Genomic DNA, 15,726 nt, shown 5'->3' on the forward strand with positions numbered 1-15,726 from the left:
TTTATTCACATTTCATAAAATCCATTTTTTCTTGCATTTCTCCATATTATTATCCTTCATTATGCAAGAAACTTCTGGTAAAATGGTCATATGACTTATGGAGGGATAGATATGCCTGTATTGACAGTTCAAAATATTTCAAAATCCTATGTTGTCGATCCCATTATTGAGAACATATCATTTATGGTCGAGCAGGGAGATAAAATTGGAGTCGTTGGTTTAAATGGAACAGGAAAAACCACTCTGTTTCAGATAATATCTGGAAAGCTGGCTCAAGACGCAGGCCAGGTAATACTTCAGAGAGAGTTAAAAATGGGATATCTTGAGCAACAGACAAAAATCGAAAGTGACCTCACACTCTTTGATGAATGTCTGACTGTTTTTGAAGACCTTATTGTAATGGAAAAACGTCTCAGAGGTATGGAAAATGAGATAGCTTCAAAGAGTGAAATGGATCCAAATGACTTGTCACGATTGATGTCGGATTATGGCCATTTGCTTGAGGCTTTTACTGATCTTAATGGTTATGCATTTCGTTCAGAAACACGAGGAGTTCTCAAAGGACTCGGATTTCAGGATGATGAGTTCAGTAAGGAGGTATCCGTATTAAGCGGTGGTCAGAAGTCCAGGCTTTCACTGGCAAAGCTGCTGCTTCAGAAGCCAGATATCCTTTTGATGGATGAGCCCACCAATCATTTAGACATCGATGCAATAGCATGGCTTGAAAGATATCTTAAGGAATACAGAGGTGCAAGTCTGATCATATCCCATGATAGATATTTCCTGGATAATGTTGCAAACAGGATATTTTTTATGGAAAACAGGGAGCTGCATCAGTATAATTCAAATTACTCAAGGTTCATAATACAAAGGAAGAAGGACCTTGAGATCATGAAGAAGCAATATGAAGACCAGCAGAAGGAAATAACAAGGCAGGAGGAGATCATCCAAAGATATATCCGTTATGGCGGGGAGAGATACATCCGACAAGCCAGAAGCAGACAAAAGATGCTTGATAGGATCAGACTTCTCCCAAAGCACCAGGAATCCAAAAAGGCTAGTTTCAGATTTGACCCGGATATCAAATCAGGAAATGATGTACTGATGGCCGAGGGGATAAAGAAAAGCTTTGGAGAATTGGAGCTATTAAGGGGCATCGATCTGACGATCTATAGAGGAGATAAAGCAGGCCTCATTGGACCTAATGGTATTGGCAAGACTACTCTTTTTAAGATCCTTCTGGGACAGCTCAATTCAGACGAGGGATCGATACGCTTTGGTCATAACGTCAAGCCCGGTTACTTCGATCAGGAGATGTCTGGTCTTAGTCCTGACAAAACCATAGTCGATGAGATTTGGGATGCCTATCCAAAGCTGGATCACTATGAGATAAGGACTTATTTGAGCCACTTTCTGTTTATTGGCGATGATATCTTCAAGGAGATAGCTGAACTAAGCGGAGGAGAGAAAGCAAGAGTTGCGCTTCTAAAGCTTATGCTTTCGGGTGCTAACCTTTTGCTCATGGATGAGCCCACTAATCACCTTGACATAGACTCGAAGGAAATACTGGAGGATGCTCTGAAGGGCTATGAGGGAACTGTCCTGGTCATTTCACATGACAGGTACTTTCTTAATCAGGTTACAAATAAGATCCTGGAGTTAACCGAGAATGGGATGTTTGAGTTTTTGGGAAATTATGATTACTACCTGGAGAAGAAAAAAGAGCTCATGTCAGAAGACGATGAGGAAGAGGACACCAGGACTAAAACTCAGATAAAGCTGGATAAGAAAAAAGAAAAAGAACAGCTGCATAGGGAAAGAGACAGGAAAAAGGAGCTTAAGGAGCTGGAATCAAAAATAGCCGCCCTTGAGGAGGAGTTGGTCGTAATAGATCATAAGCTTTCCAGCCCTGATACCTATGAGGACCATAATATGGTTCTTAAGCTATCAAAGGAACGGGAGGAACTTAAGAAAATACTGGATTCAGTTTATGAGACATGGGTGGAAATGAATGATTAATCCACAGTATCCACAGGGTTATCCCCTGTTCTAATCGGTATTTAAGTTATTTTCCCTGGCTTTCCCACATTATCCACATGCTAAAACTAAAACCATCCCCACGGTTTCCACAAGGAAAAGGGGATGGTTTTCTATTCCAGAAATCCCAGGTTTGGATCGACCTTAAGGTCCAGAGGGGATCTTACACCCTTGATAAAATTAAAATACCCAGCTGAGCCAATCATAGCTGCGTTGTCAGTGCATAGAACCGGTGACGGGTAGTATATTTTTATCCCTTCCAGTTTGCCTCTCTCCTCCATCGTATTTCTAAGACCTCTATTTGCAGCAACACCACCGGCGATAACGATTTTGTCTCGACCAGTTTCTTTTGCAAGCCTGAAGGTCTTCTCAACAAGAACCTCCAGAACGGCCTCCTGGAAGCTTGCGGCAATGTCCTTTATGTAAGGTTCCTCTCCTCTTTGCCTTAGCTGGTTCAAATGGTTTAAAACAGCTGTCTTAAGTCCGCTGAAGCTGAAGTCATAGCTTTTTTCTTCAAGGAATACCCTTGGGAATGAAATACTATCTCCATCACCATCAGCAGCCAGTTTATCTATTACCGGACCACCCGGATAAGGCAGTCCCATTGCTCTTGCGACCTTGTCGAAGGCTTCACCGGCAGCGTCGTCTCTTGTTCTTCCGTATAGCTTATACTTTGCATAATCTTCCACGTCAATAAGATAGGTGTGACCTCCAGATACGATAAGACAGGTAAATGGGGGCTCAAGATCCTTATGTTGTATAAAGTTTGCACAAATATGTCCTTCAATATGGTTTACACCAACTAGAGGTATATCAAGCCCATAAGCTATAGCCTTTGCTGATGCAAGTCCTACCAATAAGGCTCCCACAAGTCCGGGACCTTGTGTTACGCTTATGAAGTCGATCTCATCAAAGCCAACCTTCGCCTCATCCAGGGCCTCTTGTATTATGAGGTTTATATTTTCTATATGTTTTCTTGAAGCTATTTCCGGTACAACTCCTCCATAGACTCTATGGATCTCTATCTGTGAGGATATTATATTTGAAAGCACCTCTCTGCCATCCCTGACGACTCCACAGGATGTCTCGTCACAGGAAGTCTCTATAGCCAATGTAAGCATTTTTTCACCCCATTTAATTCTTTCGCCACATTATCAGTGCGTCCTCATGGTTGTCGGTGTAGTACCCAGGTCTTATGCCAGCTTCCTTGAAACCATGCTTTTTGTATAATTCGATTGCAGGGTCGTTTGAAACTCTGACCTCAAGGGTCATATTCGGCACCCGATTCATCCTGCAGTAGTCGATCATTCCCATAAGCACAGCATCCCCAATTCCCTTGCCTCTCATTGAGGCTTTGACAGCAATATTGGTTATGTGTGCCTCATCGAGTATCCTCCAGAAGCCACCGTAGCCGGCTACATTGCCCTCATACTCCGCTACTATATAAACAGCAAGGACATTTTCCTCTATCTCAGTCTTAAAGGCTTCCTCAGACCAGGGAGTTGTGAAGGATTCTTTTTCTATCTCCAATACCTGCTCAATATCTGCAGTTGTCATCTCTCTGATTATAATTTCCATATTCTACCTCTTGTCCTTCAGGGTTCTTTGTGCCTGAGAATCTCTAAGATAATCAGGAGCCATAATAAACAGATCTTCAGTATGTCCTTCCCTGTATTTCCTTGATCCCAATCTGCAAACGGCGGAGCCGCTGCTTAGATTAAGGTGGCCTGGGGCAAAAACTGCCTTTTCACCAAGTGCAGACCTGAATTGATCTTTGTATACGACTGCTCCATCACCAATCAGTATAATATGTCTATCAAGACCTCTCAGGTATCCAATAAGCTCATCCACAGGGATCGCATCCGGGGACAGAAGCTCCTCCGGGTATTCCTCCATACTATATACTCCAGCAAAAACACGGTCTCTCCTGGCGTCCATCATCGCTGCTACAACGGGTTGATAGGGAAGAGCCATAGACAGCGTCTCAAGAGAAGAAACTCCAACCAATGGTTTCCCTGTTACATGGGCAAAGGACTTTGCGGTGGCAAGTCCAATTCTAAGGCCTGTAAATGAGCCTGGTCCTGATGCAACTGCAAACAGATCAATGTCGCTGATCCTTAATCTTAAGTTATCCATCAGCTGCCGTATCATAGGGACGAGTGCTTCTGAATGGCTCATATCAAGGCTAAGGGAGAATTCTCCAAGCAGGTTCTCATCCTCCATAACAGCGCAGGTAGTCATCAATGTTGAGGTATCAATTCCAAGAACTTTCATATTTCAATTCCTCCATCAATCGTTCAAATCTCTCCCCAAAGGCTTTCAGTTCAAGGATCCTGGCCCCTTCGACGACACCAAAGGACATGGATATCTCAAGTCTTTCCTTTGAAAGGTACTCCTCAATAGTCTCAGCCCATTCGATCAGGCAGACTCCATCTCCATAAAAATAGTCCTCTGCTCCAATGTCCTCAAGCTGATGCCAGCCATCAAGCCTGTATACATCAAAGTGGTACATAGGCAGTTTTCCCTTGTATTGGTTCATAATCGCAAAGGTTGGGCTGGTTATATAGTCTTCCACTTCCAGACCCATGCCAATAGCTTTGCTCAGAGTAGTCTTACCGGCGCCAAGATCTCCATTCAGGCAAATAACATCTCCCCTTTGAAGCAGGCTTCCTAGTTTTCGTCCAAATAATTCAGTTTTCTCTATGTTTTTCAGTTCAATTATCATGTTTACCTTCCTGGTTAAATTCCCCTCTATTGTCAACTTTTAATTATACCAAATATCTCCTATTTTCTCAAGTAGAGTATGCCGTAAAATGAAAGAGTCCCTCGAAGGCTTGCTTTACAAGTCTTCGCAGGACTCTCTATCACACATATAAATGGGAATTATCTATGGAGAATTGGGGATACCTTCTTATAAAGCAGTATTGTGATAGCTGATAGCAATACGCCCTTCAGTAAATTAAATGGTACGATAGAGTACAGCATCAATGTCCAAAGATCTGTTATCTTACTGCTTACTCCTGCTCCCATGTCTACCAGTGTCTGTATTGGCATCCCAAACAATTTAGCATAGAACGGGAAAATGAAATAGTAGTTAGCTACAGTAATAACTACCGTCATAACGACTGTTCCTATTAGAAGTCCTGCAACTGCTCTCCCAAACGTCTTTTTCTTGAAATAGATAGCTCCGGCTGTGTATGCAAAAGCACTTCCTACAACAAAGTTTGCAAACTCTCCTACTCCACCTGTAGTAGATCCTTCAAGAACTACGTTAAGAACATTTTTCAAAAGCTGGATAATGACTCCGACCATTGGTCCCATTGCAAATGCACCCAACAGGGCTGGCAGGTCCGATATGTCGATTTTTATAAACGGTGGTGCGATCCACAAAAGTGGAAACTCGAAAAACATTAGGATAAAGGCAATTACTGCCATTATCGATACCTTGACCATGGTCCTTGTGGTCCATTGATCTCTGCTTAGTGTGTACATAATGATCCCTCCAAAATTTTTATTACCTCAGGGAATCAAAAAAACCCCGAAGCAATCTTCGGGGCATATAAAACAGATTATACCATCTTCTTTCATCCAGACTTTAACTGTCGGCCCTGGAATCACACCAGATCAACCTTTCGGTTCGCGGGCTTTACCGCCGGTGAGGACTTGCACCTCGCCCTGAAGATATATCTACTATTATAATATAGAAGTACGTCTATTTTGTCAATAGTGGTAATGATAAATATTGTGAAAAATTTATTATAGTCCCTTTATCGGCTGGAGGCTTTCTGTATAATAGTCCATTATCACAGTAATATAGCCGTCCAGACTCCTGTTGATATCTTCATCTCCAGTATCTGCAAGAAGGGGTCTACCATCAAGCGATACCATCTTGCTTCTCGGAGCCACGACAATGATGTTCTTCTTGCCTACTCTCTTGATTACCTCGGCACTTATCTGCTGATTTCCTCGACCAAAGACATAGCCTTGTCCACCTATCACAGTAACTATTATCTTCGCCTTACTATCTCCAATAATATCCAGGATCTGTTTTTCATGAACGTCAGAGGCCACAAGTTCCTTATTCTTTATTATGTCGATTCCAAGAAGTGTATTTGGGATTCCCAATTCCTCCATGATCGGTCTTATGGTAGTTCCAGAACCCATTATATAATAGATCCCATCCTCCATCTCCTCGATCACCTTTTCGGCGATTCCGGCGATTGCCTCAGATTCGTCTGCAAAACCGCTGGACTTCTGGGTCTGAGTAAGATCCGGCATATTTGGGATCTTCATATAGCCATAGAGTCTTGCAGAAACAACTCCATCCCTGAATGCGTCTTCATCTATATCCATTACCTCGGCATCCTTGGTGCCTATATCCATATTTGTCAAATATGTGTATGCTATCTCGCCGGCACTCCCTGGATGATTGGCAAAAACCCCTGAGTGGATCTTAACTCCAGCAGGGATCCCTATTACAGGAATTTTATCGCCTATTGCTGAATATACATTTCTTGCAGTTCCATCTCCCCCGGCAAATATTATAAGATCAACTCCCTGATCAAGCATACTCATCGCTGCCTCAACAGTATCCTCAGGCCCGGTATCTTCCTTGTGCTTTCCAAGGACCATAGGCTTCCATCCAAGCTCAAGGAGTTCTCTTTCTCCCATTTCTCCCGGGAATGTAAATATTTCGAGACCATCAAGCTCCTTAAGCTGGGTCAGAGCCTTCATTGCCTTTTTTGGAGACTCAGGAACTGCTCCCATCTCTCTCGCAAGCCTGAGGACTTCAGGACCATCAGTGCCCTTTAGTCCAACTCTTCCGCCCATTCCTGCGATGGGATTAACTATAACTCCAAGCTTCATTAGATCACCCTCCTAAGAAAATTATATGTCCTTCATACTTAGGGATATCCTTCCCTTGTCCTTGTCTACATCTATGATTTTTACTTTTACTATGTCTCCTACCTTGACAACTTCCTTTGGATGCTTTATAAACCTGTTGGAAAGCTGTGAGACGTGGACCAGTCCATCCTGCTTTACCCCAATATCCACAAATGCTCCAAAGTCGACAACATTCCTGACCGTACCATTGAGAACCATATCCTTTGACAGGTCCTCCAGCTTGAGGATATCCTCCCTCAGGATTGGCTTTGGCATTTCATCTCTTGGATCTCTTCCAGGCTTTTCAAGCTCCATTACAATATCGGTCAGAGTAGGCAGACCTACATTTAGCTCCTCAGCCAGCCTAGGCAATTCTTTGTCCTTATACCCAATTTTTACAAGCTTTCTCGCAACCTCATAGGATTCGGGGTGGACTCCTGTGTTGTCCAGTGGTTCAGTTCCCTCGGGTATCCTAAGAAACCCGGCGCATTGCTTAAAGGTCTTGTCCCCTAATCCCTTTACCTTCAGCAGTTCCTGCCGTGATTTAAAGCTTCCCTTTTCCTCTCTGTGGGAAACTATACCATTGGCAACCTTGGTGGAAACCCCAGACACATATTTCAGAAGCGAGGGACTTGCAGTATTAAGATCGACTCCAACCCTGTTTACAGAATCCTCTACAACTCCTGTTAGTGCCTCATCCAGCTTTGTTTGGTTCAAGTCATGCTGGTACTGCCCAACTCCTATATGCTTAGGGTCTATCTTTACAAGCTCAGCCAATGGATCCTGAAGACGTCTTCCGATAGATGCGGCACCTCTTACCGTTACATCATGGTTTGGAAAATCCTTCTGTCCAACCTCAGAGGCCGAGTATACTGATGCTCCTGCCTCGTTTACAATCGCATATGGGATCCTTCTATCGAGCTCAGGTATAAGGGATGCTACAACAGCCTCAGTCTCTCTTGATGCTGTCCCATTTCCAATGGATATTATTCCTACATTGTGTTTCTCAATCAGCTTTTTAAGTATCTTCTTCGTTTCCTCGACCTTATTCTGAGGCTCTGTTGGATAAACTGTAGTATTGTCAAGGAGCTTACCTGTCTCGTCGACTACAGCGACCTTACACCCAGTCCTGAAGCCTGGATCTATTGCAAGAACCACCTTACCCTTGATCGGTGGCTGCATCAAAAGCGGCTCAAGGTTCAATGCAAATACCTTAATGGCCTCCTCCTCAGCTCTCTCAGTAAGATCGTTTCTTATCTCCCGTTCAACAGAGGGGAACAATAGCCTTTTGCAGCCGTCATCTATGGCAGATTCCACGTAGCTTGCCGTGTGTGTAAGCCCTTTTACCGTCTTCGCCTTTATTTTTTCCGTAGCCAGTGTTTCATCGAAGGTCACACTGACCTTGAGGAGCTTTTCCTTTTCTCCTCTGTTAATGGCAAGTACGCGATGATTTGGCACCTTGGAAACAGGCTCGCTGTAGCTGTAGTACATCTCATATACCGATGGAGACTCCTTGTCCACTGCATCTACGACTAGCATTGCATTTTTCCAGTATATATTCTTGACCACAGCCCTGAAATCAGGATCATCAGCAATATCTTCAGCGATTATATCAATAGCACCTTGAAGAGCATCTTCCGAAGTTTCTACTCCCTTTTCAGGGTCAATAAATGATTTTACAAATACACTGAATTCTGCTTCACTTTTCACAGGCTTCATAAGCTCCGCAGCAAGAGGCTCCAAGCCCTTTTCCTTAGCCATTGATGCTCTTGTCCTTCTCTTTGGTCTGAAGGGCCTGTAAAGGTCCTCAAGCCTTTGAAGGGTCTCTGCTTTGTCTATCTCATCCTTAAGCTCGTCAGTCAGTTTATCCTGTTCGGAGATGAGTCTTGTAACTTCTTCTTTCCTAGCCTCAAGACTTCTTAGGTAATTAAGTCTGGTAAATAGCTCCCTCAAGGTAACATCCGTCATCTCACCGGTTTGCTCTTTCCTGTACCTGGCAATAAAAGGGATGGTGTTGCCTTCATCCAGCATATCGATCACATTTTTCACGTGAGCCGTCTTTAATCCCAGCTCCTTGGCCAATCTAACTGTAATATCCATATTTGATCATCCTTCCCTATATGTACGAAAAGCTCTTCATAAGAAGAGCTATATATATAGGGCGGACAGGGTCGTCCGCCCCTACAAATGGTCCATGTTAAACTTTAAACTACAAAGAAGCTATGGTGATTGGAGACTAATCGTTTAGAGGACATTTCCTGGCCAAGCGGCCGTGAGTGGTCCGATAAAACGACTTAGCCTCTATTAACTTCCCAAGTATAATGCGCTTTTTAAAGATTTTTTACATCATTGATCTATATTTAAGGTATTCATTGATGAAGTAATCCAGATCCCCATCCATTACCCTATACACATCTCCAACCTCTGCGCTGGTTCTGTGGTCCTTAACCATACTGTAAGGGTGGAACACATATGACCTTATCTGAGAGCCCCACGCTATTTGTGAGTAGGAACCCTGGAGATCCTCTATCCTCTCCTTGTTCTCCTCTTCCTTAAGCTGTATCAGCTTTGCTTTAAGCATGTTCATTGCTGTAGCTCTGTTGGAATGCTGTGACCTCTCAGACTGGCAGGTAACTACTATACCTGTAGGTAAATGGGTTATCCTGATTGCTGAATCAGTCGTGTTTACGTGCTGTCCGCCAGCTCCTGAGGATCTGTAGGTATCAATTTTTAGATCTTTTTCATTTATGTCGATCTCTACAGTGTCGTCTATCTGAGGATAAACGTCTATGCTGGCAAATGAGGTATGCCTCTTGCCTGAGGCGTCGAAAGGCGATATCCTTACAAGCCTGTGGACTCCCTTCTCAGCCTTCAGATATCCATAGGCGTTAAAACCTTCGATCAAAAGCGTAACTGACTTTATCCCGCCTTCTGTATCAGAAAGAAGATCAAGGGTTTCCACCTTGTACTCCTTTCTGTCAGCCCATCTTCTGTACATCCTGAGGAGCATCTCAGCCCAATCCTGTGCCTCCAGGCCTCCAGCTCCTGCGTGTATTGACAGTATGGCACTGTTGGAATCGAATTCGCCACTCAGTAGAGTTGATATCTTGAACTCGTCAGCTTTTTTCTCAAGCTCTCTTAGGCTCTTCTCAACCTCTCTGTAATCAGCAAAGTCTTCATCCTCGAGTATAAGCTCTATAAGCGTCTCAGTATCCTCAATCTCTGCTATCAGACTTTCATAGCCATCGATCTCATTGTTTATTGCTTTGATCTCCTGCATTGTGTTTTGTGCAGACTTGACGTCACTCCAAAAGTCTTCCCTGTAGCTGTCCTCCTGAAGCTTCTTTAACCTTTCCTTCAACCCTGGAAGGTCAAAGTGAAACACCCAGCTCTTTGACCATCTCCTTGATCTCTCCAAGGCGCTCCCGGTCTAAATATATGCTTTCCATCCTTAAATCATCCTCTCAATCAGTTTTGCCTGTTTGGATCACCATGGCACTTCTTGTATTTCTTTCCGCTGCCGCACGGACAGGGATCATTTCTTCCTACCTTCTTTTCCTTGTTCACAACAGGCTTCTTCTCAGCCTGGCCACCAGCATTTGTCATAACTGGGGTGGCTACTCTCTGTCTTTGGACATTCTCGGTTTTAGCCACATGGAACAGGAAGCCTACAGTGTCCTCCCAAATGCTTCTGGTCATCTCGTCAAACATATCAAAGCCCTCAACCTGATAAGCTCTTACTGGATCCTGCTGCCCGTAGGCTCTAAGGTTGATACCCTGTCTCAGCTGATCCATTGCATCGATGTGATCCATCCACTTGCTGTCTACTACTCTTAGAAGTACCACTCTCTCGATCTCTCTGAATTGCTCTGCTCCAAACTCGCCTTCCTTCTGCTTGTAAATACTCTGTGCCTTATCAAGTATGTGCTCAACAAGACCCTCCTTTGTCAATGTATCCTTATCAAGACCGTAGAAGGCATCCTTCTTCATTCCAAAGATTTTCGCCACGTACATCTCAAGACCCTCGAAGTCCCACTCTTCAGCGAACTTAGCTTGTCTCGTGTACATCTCTACATTTGATTCAACGATATTTCTCATCATCTCAGCAATATGCTCGCTCAGGTCCTCACCCTCAAGAACCTTTCTTCTCTCTCCGTATATTATCTCTCTTTGCTTGTTCATTACGTCGTCATACTGGAGAACGTGTTTACGGATTGCAAAGTTGTTGCTCTCTACCTTCTTTTGAGCTCCCTCGATGGTTTTAGTCAAAAGGCTGTGTTCAAGGGGTTCATCCTCCGGCATATTTATGCCGTCGATAATTGCTTTCATTCTCTCGCCGGCAAACAGTCTCATCAGATCGTCTTCAAGCGAGATATAAAATCTTGAGCTTCCCGGGTCTCCCTGACGTCCCGAACGACCTCTCAGCTGATTGTCGATACGTCTTGACTCATGTCTTTCAGTCCCGATTATATGAAGTCCGCCCGCCTGGACTACTTTTTTGTGTTCCTCAGCGGTCTGGGCTTTGTACTTCTCAACGAGCTGGCTGTACTGGAGTCTGGCTGCAAGGATCACTTCGTCCTCAGTATCGAAGAAGCTGTCTACCATTGCAAGGATCTCGTCAGGGAGGTTCTTCCTTTTCATTTCCTCCTTGGCCATATACTCCGGGTTACCTCCAAGGACTATATCAGTACCACGACCTGCCATATTGGTTGCTATGGTCACTGCCCCAAACCTTCCGGCCTGAGCTACTATCTCTGCCTCACGCTCGTGCTGCTTGGCATTGAGGACTTCGTGTTTGATGCCTTCCCTTTTAAGAAGCTTTGACAGCATCTCTGATCTTTCGATCGTTATCGTACCTACAAGAACCGGCTGACCTATAGCGTGTTTTTCCTTGATTTCCCTGACAACGGCTCTAAACTTTCCATCCTCATTCCTATACACGCTGTCTGGGTTATCCAGTCTAACAACCGGCTTGTTGGTAGGTATCTCAACTACGTCCATTGTGTATATTTCCCTGAACTCTTCCTCCTCTGTCTTGGCAGTACCTGTCATACCAGATAGCTTGTCATACATCCTGAAGTAGTTCTGGAAGGTTATCGTTGCCAAGGTCTTTGACTCGCTTCTTACATCAAGACCTTCCTTAGCCTCTATTGCCTGGTGGAGTCCGTCACTGTAACGCCTTCCGAGCATAAGCCTTCCGGTGAATTCATCAACTATTATTACCTCGCCGTCCTTGACTACGTAATCAATGTCCCTTTTCATTATCGCCCGGGCCTTGATGGCCTGATTGATGTGGTGGGCGATCTCCATGTTTTCAAGGTCTGCCATGTTCTCAAGACCAAAGAATCTTTCAGCTTTTTCTGTCCCCTTTTCAGTCAGGGATATGCTTCTGGCTTTTTCATCGATAAGGTAGTCTACGGTTTCCTCCCTGATCTCCCTGTTGAAGGGATCTGATTTTGCCTCGTCAGGATCAAGATATCTGTAAGAGAGAGTCTTGGCAAATCCGTCTGCAAGCTCATAAAGCTTGGTTGATTTGTCACCCTGTCCTGATATGATAAGGGGAGTTCTGGCCTCATCTACAAGGATCGAGTCAACCTCGTCCACTATTGCATAATATAACTTTCTTTGTACCATCTCAATCTTGTGGATGACCATGTTGTCTCTAAGGTAGTCAAATCCAAACTCATTATTGGTACCATAGGTTATGTCAGATGAGTATTGCTCTTTCCTCTCCTGACTGTTCAGACCATGTACTATACAACCGACGGTCAGTCCTAGAAACTCATAGATTTTTCCCATCCACTGCCTGTCACGCTTCGCCAGATAGTCGTTCACTGTAACGATGTGAACTCCCAAACCCGTCAATCCATTAAGGTATGCAGGAAGCGTCGCTACAAGAGTCTTACCTTCACCAGTCTTCATCTCTGCTATACGACCCTGGTGTAATATTAGACCTCCATAGATCTGTACTGGAAAGTGCTTCATCCCCAGTACTCTCCAGGACGCTTCTCTTACAACTGCAAAGGCTTCAGGTAGAAGATCGTCAAGCAGTTCTCCTTCTGCATATCTATTTTTGAATTCAATAGTCTTATTCTTTAGCTGATCGTCAGTAAGCGAGGCTATTGTTTCTTCCAAGGACAGAACCTTTTGCACTGTCCCATCCAGCTTCTTCAGCTCCCTTTCGCTATAGGTGCCAAAGACTTTGTCAAACAATCCCATGTAAATCATCCCCTTCAAAATAACATCATTTAATTATACCACTTATCCACAATGATGCCAATAAAAAAGCAGGGTGGGTAACCCTGCTTAAGCTCTCGTTGTTAGAATACTTCCGGCTCGATGAGTCCGTAGTTTCCATCCTTCCTCTTGTAGACAACTGATACATCCTCAGTCTCTGAATCCATGAATACGAAGAAGTTGTGTCTCAAGAGTTCCATCTGAAGAATTGCTTCATCCGGCGACATTGGTTTTAGTCCGAATCTCTTTCTTCTTACTAGTCTTGGCTTGTCCTCCTCTTCTTCTGCAGAAAGTGATGGTACGTTGTCAAATCTTATGGTGTCGTTGTTTTGGTATCTCTTCTGCAGCTTGGTCTTGTGTTTTCTGATCTGTCTTTCAAGCACGTCCACTGTCTTGTCGATAGATGCGTACATATCGTCGCTTGACTCTTCAGCTCTTAGGATTGTGCCGGGAAGGTTTATGGTAACCTCTATGATCTTTCGATTTTTTTCTGTACTGAAAGTTACATTGCCTGCGATGTCAGTCTGGAAATATTTCTCCAGCTTCCCAAGCTTCTTTTCAGTTACATCTCGTAGAGCATCAGTTACCTCCATGTTTTTTCCAGTATAATTCATTTTCATAAACCCAGCTCCTTTCATATAAGTCTAGTAAAACTTATACTGTTTGTCATATTATACCCACGGAGATTTAGGATTAACAGGAAGATAAAAGGATAGTGAATAAGTAGTAGTGAATAGTGAATAGTAGGGGCGACCATTGTCTCGACAGTTAACAGCTAAGAACCAAGAGCTAAGATTCTACGCTAGAGCTCAGAATGACTCATATATGTCATCCTGAACGACAGTGAAGGAACTTTTTTGTCGCCTAACGCGATTTTATTCCTGTGTATAATTTTATCGTTATCTTGTGGATAAGTTGATATATGCCTGTGGATAGTGTGGGCAAACTTGTGGAAAACACTACTTTATGAGCTTCTGTATGTGGATTCCCACCTTGATAAATAAGTGTAAATAGGTTAGAGTATAATGGTAATATAGTTTGAAAGGAATGCTCCCATGGAATCAAATAAAATCAAAATTGGTATGAGAACCATAAAAACCGGACTGGCTGTAACGCTGGGAGTCACTGTCGCAGGATTAGTCGGACTAAGAAGTCCCCTTTTTGTTGCCATAGGAGCTATCAGCACAATGCAGACCTCAGTTTCTGAATCCTTCGTCATGGGGAAAAACAGAATACTTGGAACAATAATGGGGGCTGCGGTTGCAGTGATTATTGCCGAATACTTACCATACAGCAATGTCTTTCTTGGTTTGGGCATCATACTGTTAATTCAGATACTGAATATTTTAGGGTGGAAGAAGTCTATTTCACTTTCAGCAATAGTATTTTCCGCTGTATATCTCAACAGAGACATAGGAATGATCGAATATGCAACAAACAGAGTCCTCGACACCTTCATCGGAATAGTTATGGGAGTTCTTGTGAACTACCTGGTTGCAACTCCCGACAGCGAGAGGAAATTTTATTCTAAAGTTGATTCTTTTATTGCGGAAGCAAAGCAGGACACCTATAACATCATAGTTGGAAAAAAAACCGTGGAGCTAGATGGCCTAAGGGGAATGCTGACCGAAATCGAAAAGCTTCAGGAGCTGGTGAGAGGCGACAGCAATATATTGTACGACAACGAAGGTCAGAAAACAGACACGGCAAAAATCCTCCATGTCCTGGAGGAGATATACAATGATCTTTCATCTATCGCTGTTATGGATTATATGGCAATCGTAAGCTCTAATAACCTGATTCTGGCTGGGCAGGTTTTTCTTATAACGCCTATCTGGTATGAAAAAAGCATCATAAGCGAGGAGGATATAATATTCAATTATCACCTCCAAAGACTTTTAAAGAATCTATACTCAATGTAGAAGACATAATATATAGGGGGGGAATAGGAATGTATGAAAGAGAGTTCTACGATGTATTGAATCAAGGGGAACGTATTCTTTGGGCTGACAAGCCTCACAGGACAATCCATCTTCTTAAGGGTGTACCAATGCTGATTTTTGGATTGCTTTGGGGTGTCTTCGACTTCTTCTTCATTGTGATGGCCAGTGGAACTGGTATGATGTTTTTCATGGTACCCTTTATGCTTATCCACATGGCTCCATTATGGATAGGAGTCGGTGGTATGATAGCATTGCTTGCGAGTTATAAGAATACTATCTTCTGCTACACTGACAAGCGGGTCATAATAAGGGGAGGATTCTGGGGAATCGACTATAAGTCCATTGATTTTGATGCAATAGCTGCAATTGAAGTTAACGTCAACCCCATTGAGAATAATCTCGGTGTAGGCACCATACGAATCAATGAGGACTATATACATACCGGCAAAAGATCAGTAAGAACAGGTAAAAGGCTCTATGGGATCGACAGACCATACGAAGTATACAAGGAGCTTAAAAAGGTAGCTTTGGATATCAGGTCCGATATCAGCTATCCTAATCAGTTAAGACCAGAGGGTAATCCGGGGTATAATACGGAGTATAAGGAGTAAATTAACACGATTTG

13 protein-coding genes and 1 riboswitch are annotated in these 15,726 nt (G+C 43.5%); of the genes, 3 read left to right on the forward strand and 10 right to left on the reverse strand.

Annotated features, from left to right (window positions below):
- The first annotated feature begins 111 nt into the window (after positions 1–111).
- Positions 112–2,019, forward strand: coding sequence for an ABC-F family ATP-binding cassette domain-containing protein (locus AC4PHB_RS08260; RefSeq protein WP_492135972.1), 1,908 nt, complete (start codon positions 112–114; stop codon positions 2,017–2,019).
- 131 nt (positions 2,020–2,150) lie between these two features.
- Here the strand turns inward: AC4PHB_RS08260 and tsaD are convergent, their stop codons facing one another.
- From tsaD to hpf, 10 genes are all read right to left on the reverse strand, one after another.
- Positions 2,151–3,158 (reverse strand): tRNA (adenosine(37)-N6)-threonylcarbamoyltransferase complex transferase subunit TsaD, encoded by a 1,008-nt coding sequence (tsaD, locus tag AC4PHB_RS08265; RefSeq protein ID WP_492135973.1) that lies wholly within the window; start codon positions 3,156–3,158, stop codon positions 2,151–2,153.
- A gap of 13 nt (positions 3,159–3,171) precedes the next feature.
- Positions 3,172–3,615: a ribosomal protein S18-alanine N-acetyltransferase gene (gene rimI / locus AC4PHB_RS08270; protein WP_492135974.1), complete on the reverse strand. Its 444-nt coding sequence runs from the start codon at positions 3,613–3,615 to the stop codon at positions 3,172–3,174.
- Between the two features lie 3 nt (positions 3,616–3,618).
- The gene (gene tsaB, locus AC4PHB_RS08275) at positions 3,619–4,311 is read right to left on the reverse strand and encodes a tRNA (adenosine(37)-N6)-threonylcarbamoyltransferase complex dimerization subunit type 1 TsaB (RefSeq protein WP_492135975.1); all 693 of its coding nucleotides are present in this window, start codon (positions 4,309–4,311) and stop codon (positions 3,619–3,621) included.
- Positions 4,292–4,762, reverse strand: a complete 471-nt coding sequence (tsaE, locus tag AC4PHB_RS08280) for a tRNA (adenosine(37)-N6)-threonylcarbamoyltransferase complex ATPase subunit type 1 TsaE (protein ID WP_492135976.1) — start codon at positions 4,760–4,762, stop codon at positions 4,292–4,294. The genes tsaB and tsaE overlap by 20 nt, the downstream gene beginning before the upstream one ends.
- Positions 4,763–4,920: 158 nt before the next feature.
- Positions 4,921–5,529: an ECF transporter S component gene (locus AC4PHB_RS08285; RefSeq protein WP_492135977.1), complete on the reverse strand. Its 609-nt coding sequence runs from the start codon at positions 5,527–5,529 to the stop codon at positions 4,921–4,923.
- 80 nt (positions 5,530–5,609) lie between these two features.
- A riboswitch (FMN riboswitch) is annotated at positions 5,610–5,724 on the reverse strand.
- Between the two features lie 69 nt (positions 5,725–5,793).
- On the reverse strand, positions 5,794–6,903 hold the full coding sequence (locus AC4PHB_RS08290; RefSeq protein WP_492135978.1) for an ATP-NAD kinase family protein: 1,110 nt from the start codon (positions 6,901–6,903) through the stop codon (positions 5,794–5,796).
- A 21-nt stretch (positions 6,904–6,924) separates the two neighbouring features.
- Positions 6,925–9,021 (reverse strand): Tex family protein, encoded by a 2,097-nt coding sequence (locus tag AC4PHB_RS08295; protein ID WP_492135979.1) that lies wholly within the window; start codon positions 9,019–9,021, stop codon positions 6,925–6,927.
- 241 nt (positions 9,022–9,262) lie between these two features.
- Positions 9,263–10,370 (reverse strand): peptide chain release factor 2 gene (prfB, locus tag AC4PHB_RS08300; protein ID WP_492135980.1). Its coding sequence is split into 2 segments (ribosomal slippage): positions 9,263–10,294 and positions 10,296–10,370, totalling 1,107 coding nucleotides; the frame shifts between segments, so codons are not numbered across the junction.
- Between the two features lie 19 nt (positions 10,371–10,389).
- Positions 10,390–13,140 (reverse strand): preprotein translocase subunit SecA, encoded by a 2,751-nt coding sequence (gene secA / locus AC4PHB_RS08305; protein WP_492137759.1) that lies wholly within the window; start codon positions 13,138–13,140, stop codon positions 10,390–10,392.
- Between the two features lie 101 nt (positions 13,141–13,241).
- Complete coding sequence (hpf, locus tag AC4PHB_RS08310) at positions 13,242–13,778, reverse strand: ribosome hibernation-promoting factor, HPF/YfiA family (protein WP_333687905.1); 537 nt, start codon at positions 13,776–13,778, stop codon at positions 13,242–13,244.
- Positions 13,779–14,213: 435 nt separating this feature from the next.
- Here hpf and AC4PHB_RS08315 point away from each other — a divergent pair, with 435 nt between their 5' ends.
- Together AC4PHB_RS08315 and AC4PHB_RS08320 are read left to right on the forward strand one after the other, a co-directional pair.
- The gene (locus tag AC4PHB_RS08315) at positions 14,214–15,080 is read left to right on the forward strand and encodes an FUSC family protein (RefSeq protein ID WP_492135981.1); all 867 of its coding nucleotides are present in this window, start codon (positions 14,214–14,216) and stop codon (positions 15,078–15,080) included.
- A gap of 29 nt (positions 15,081–15,109) precedes the next feature.
- Positions 15,110–15,712 carry a PH domain-containing protein gene (locus AC4PHB_RS08320; protein ID WP_492135982.1) on the forward strand — a complete coding sequence of 201 codons (603 nt, stop codon included), beginning with the start codon at positions 15,110–15,112 and terminating at the stop codon, positions 15,710–15,712.
- The last annotated feature ends 14 nt before the right edge of the window (positions 15,713–15,726 follow it).

This window comes from Gudongella sp. QWL-04, from assembly GCF_058683975.1.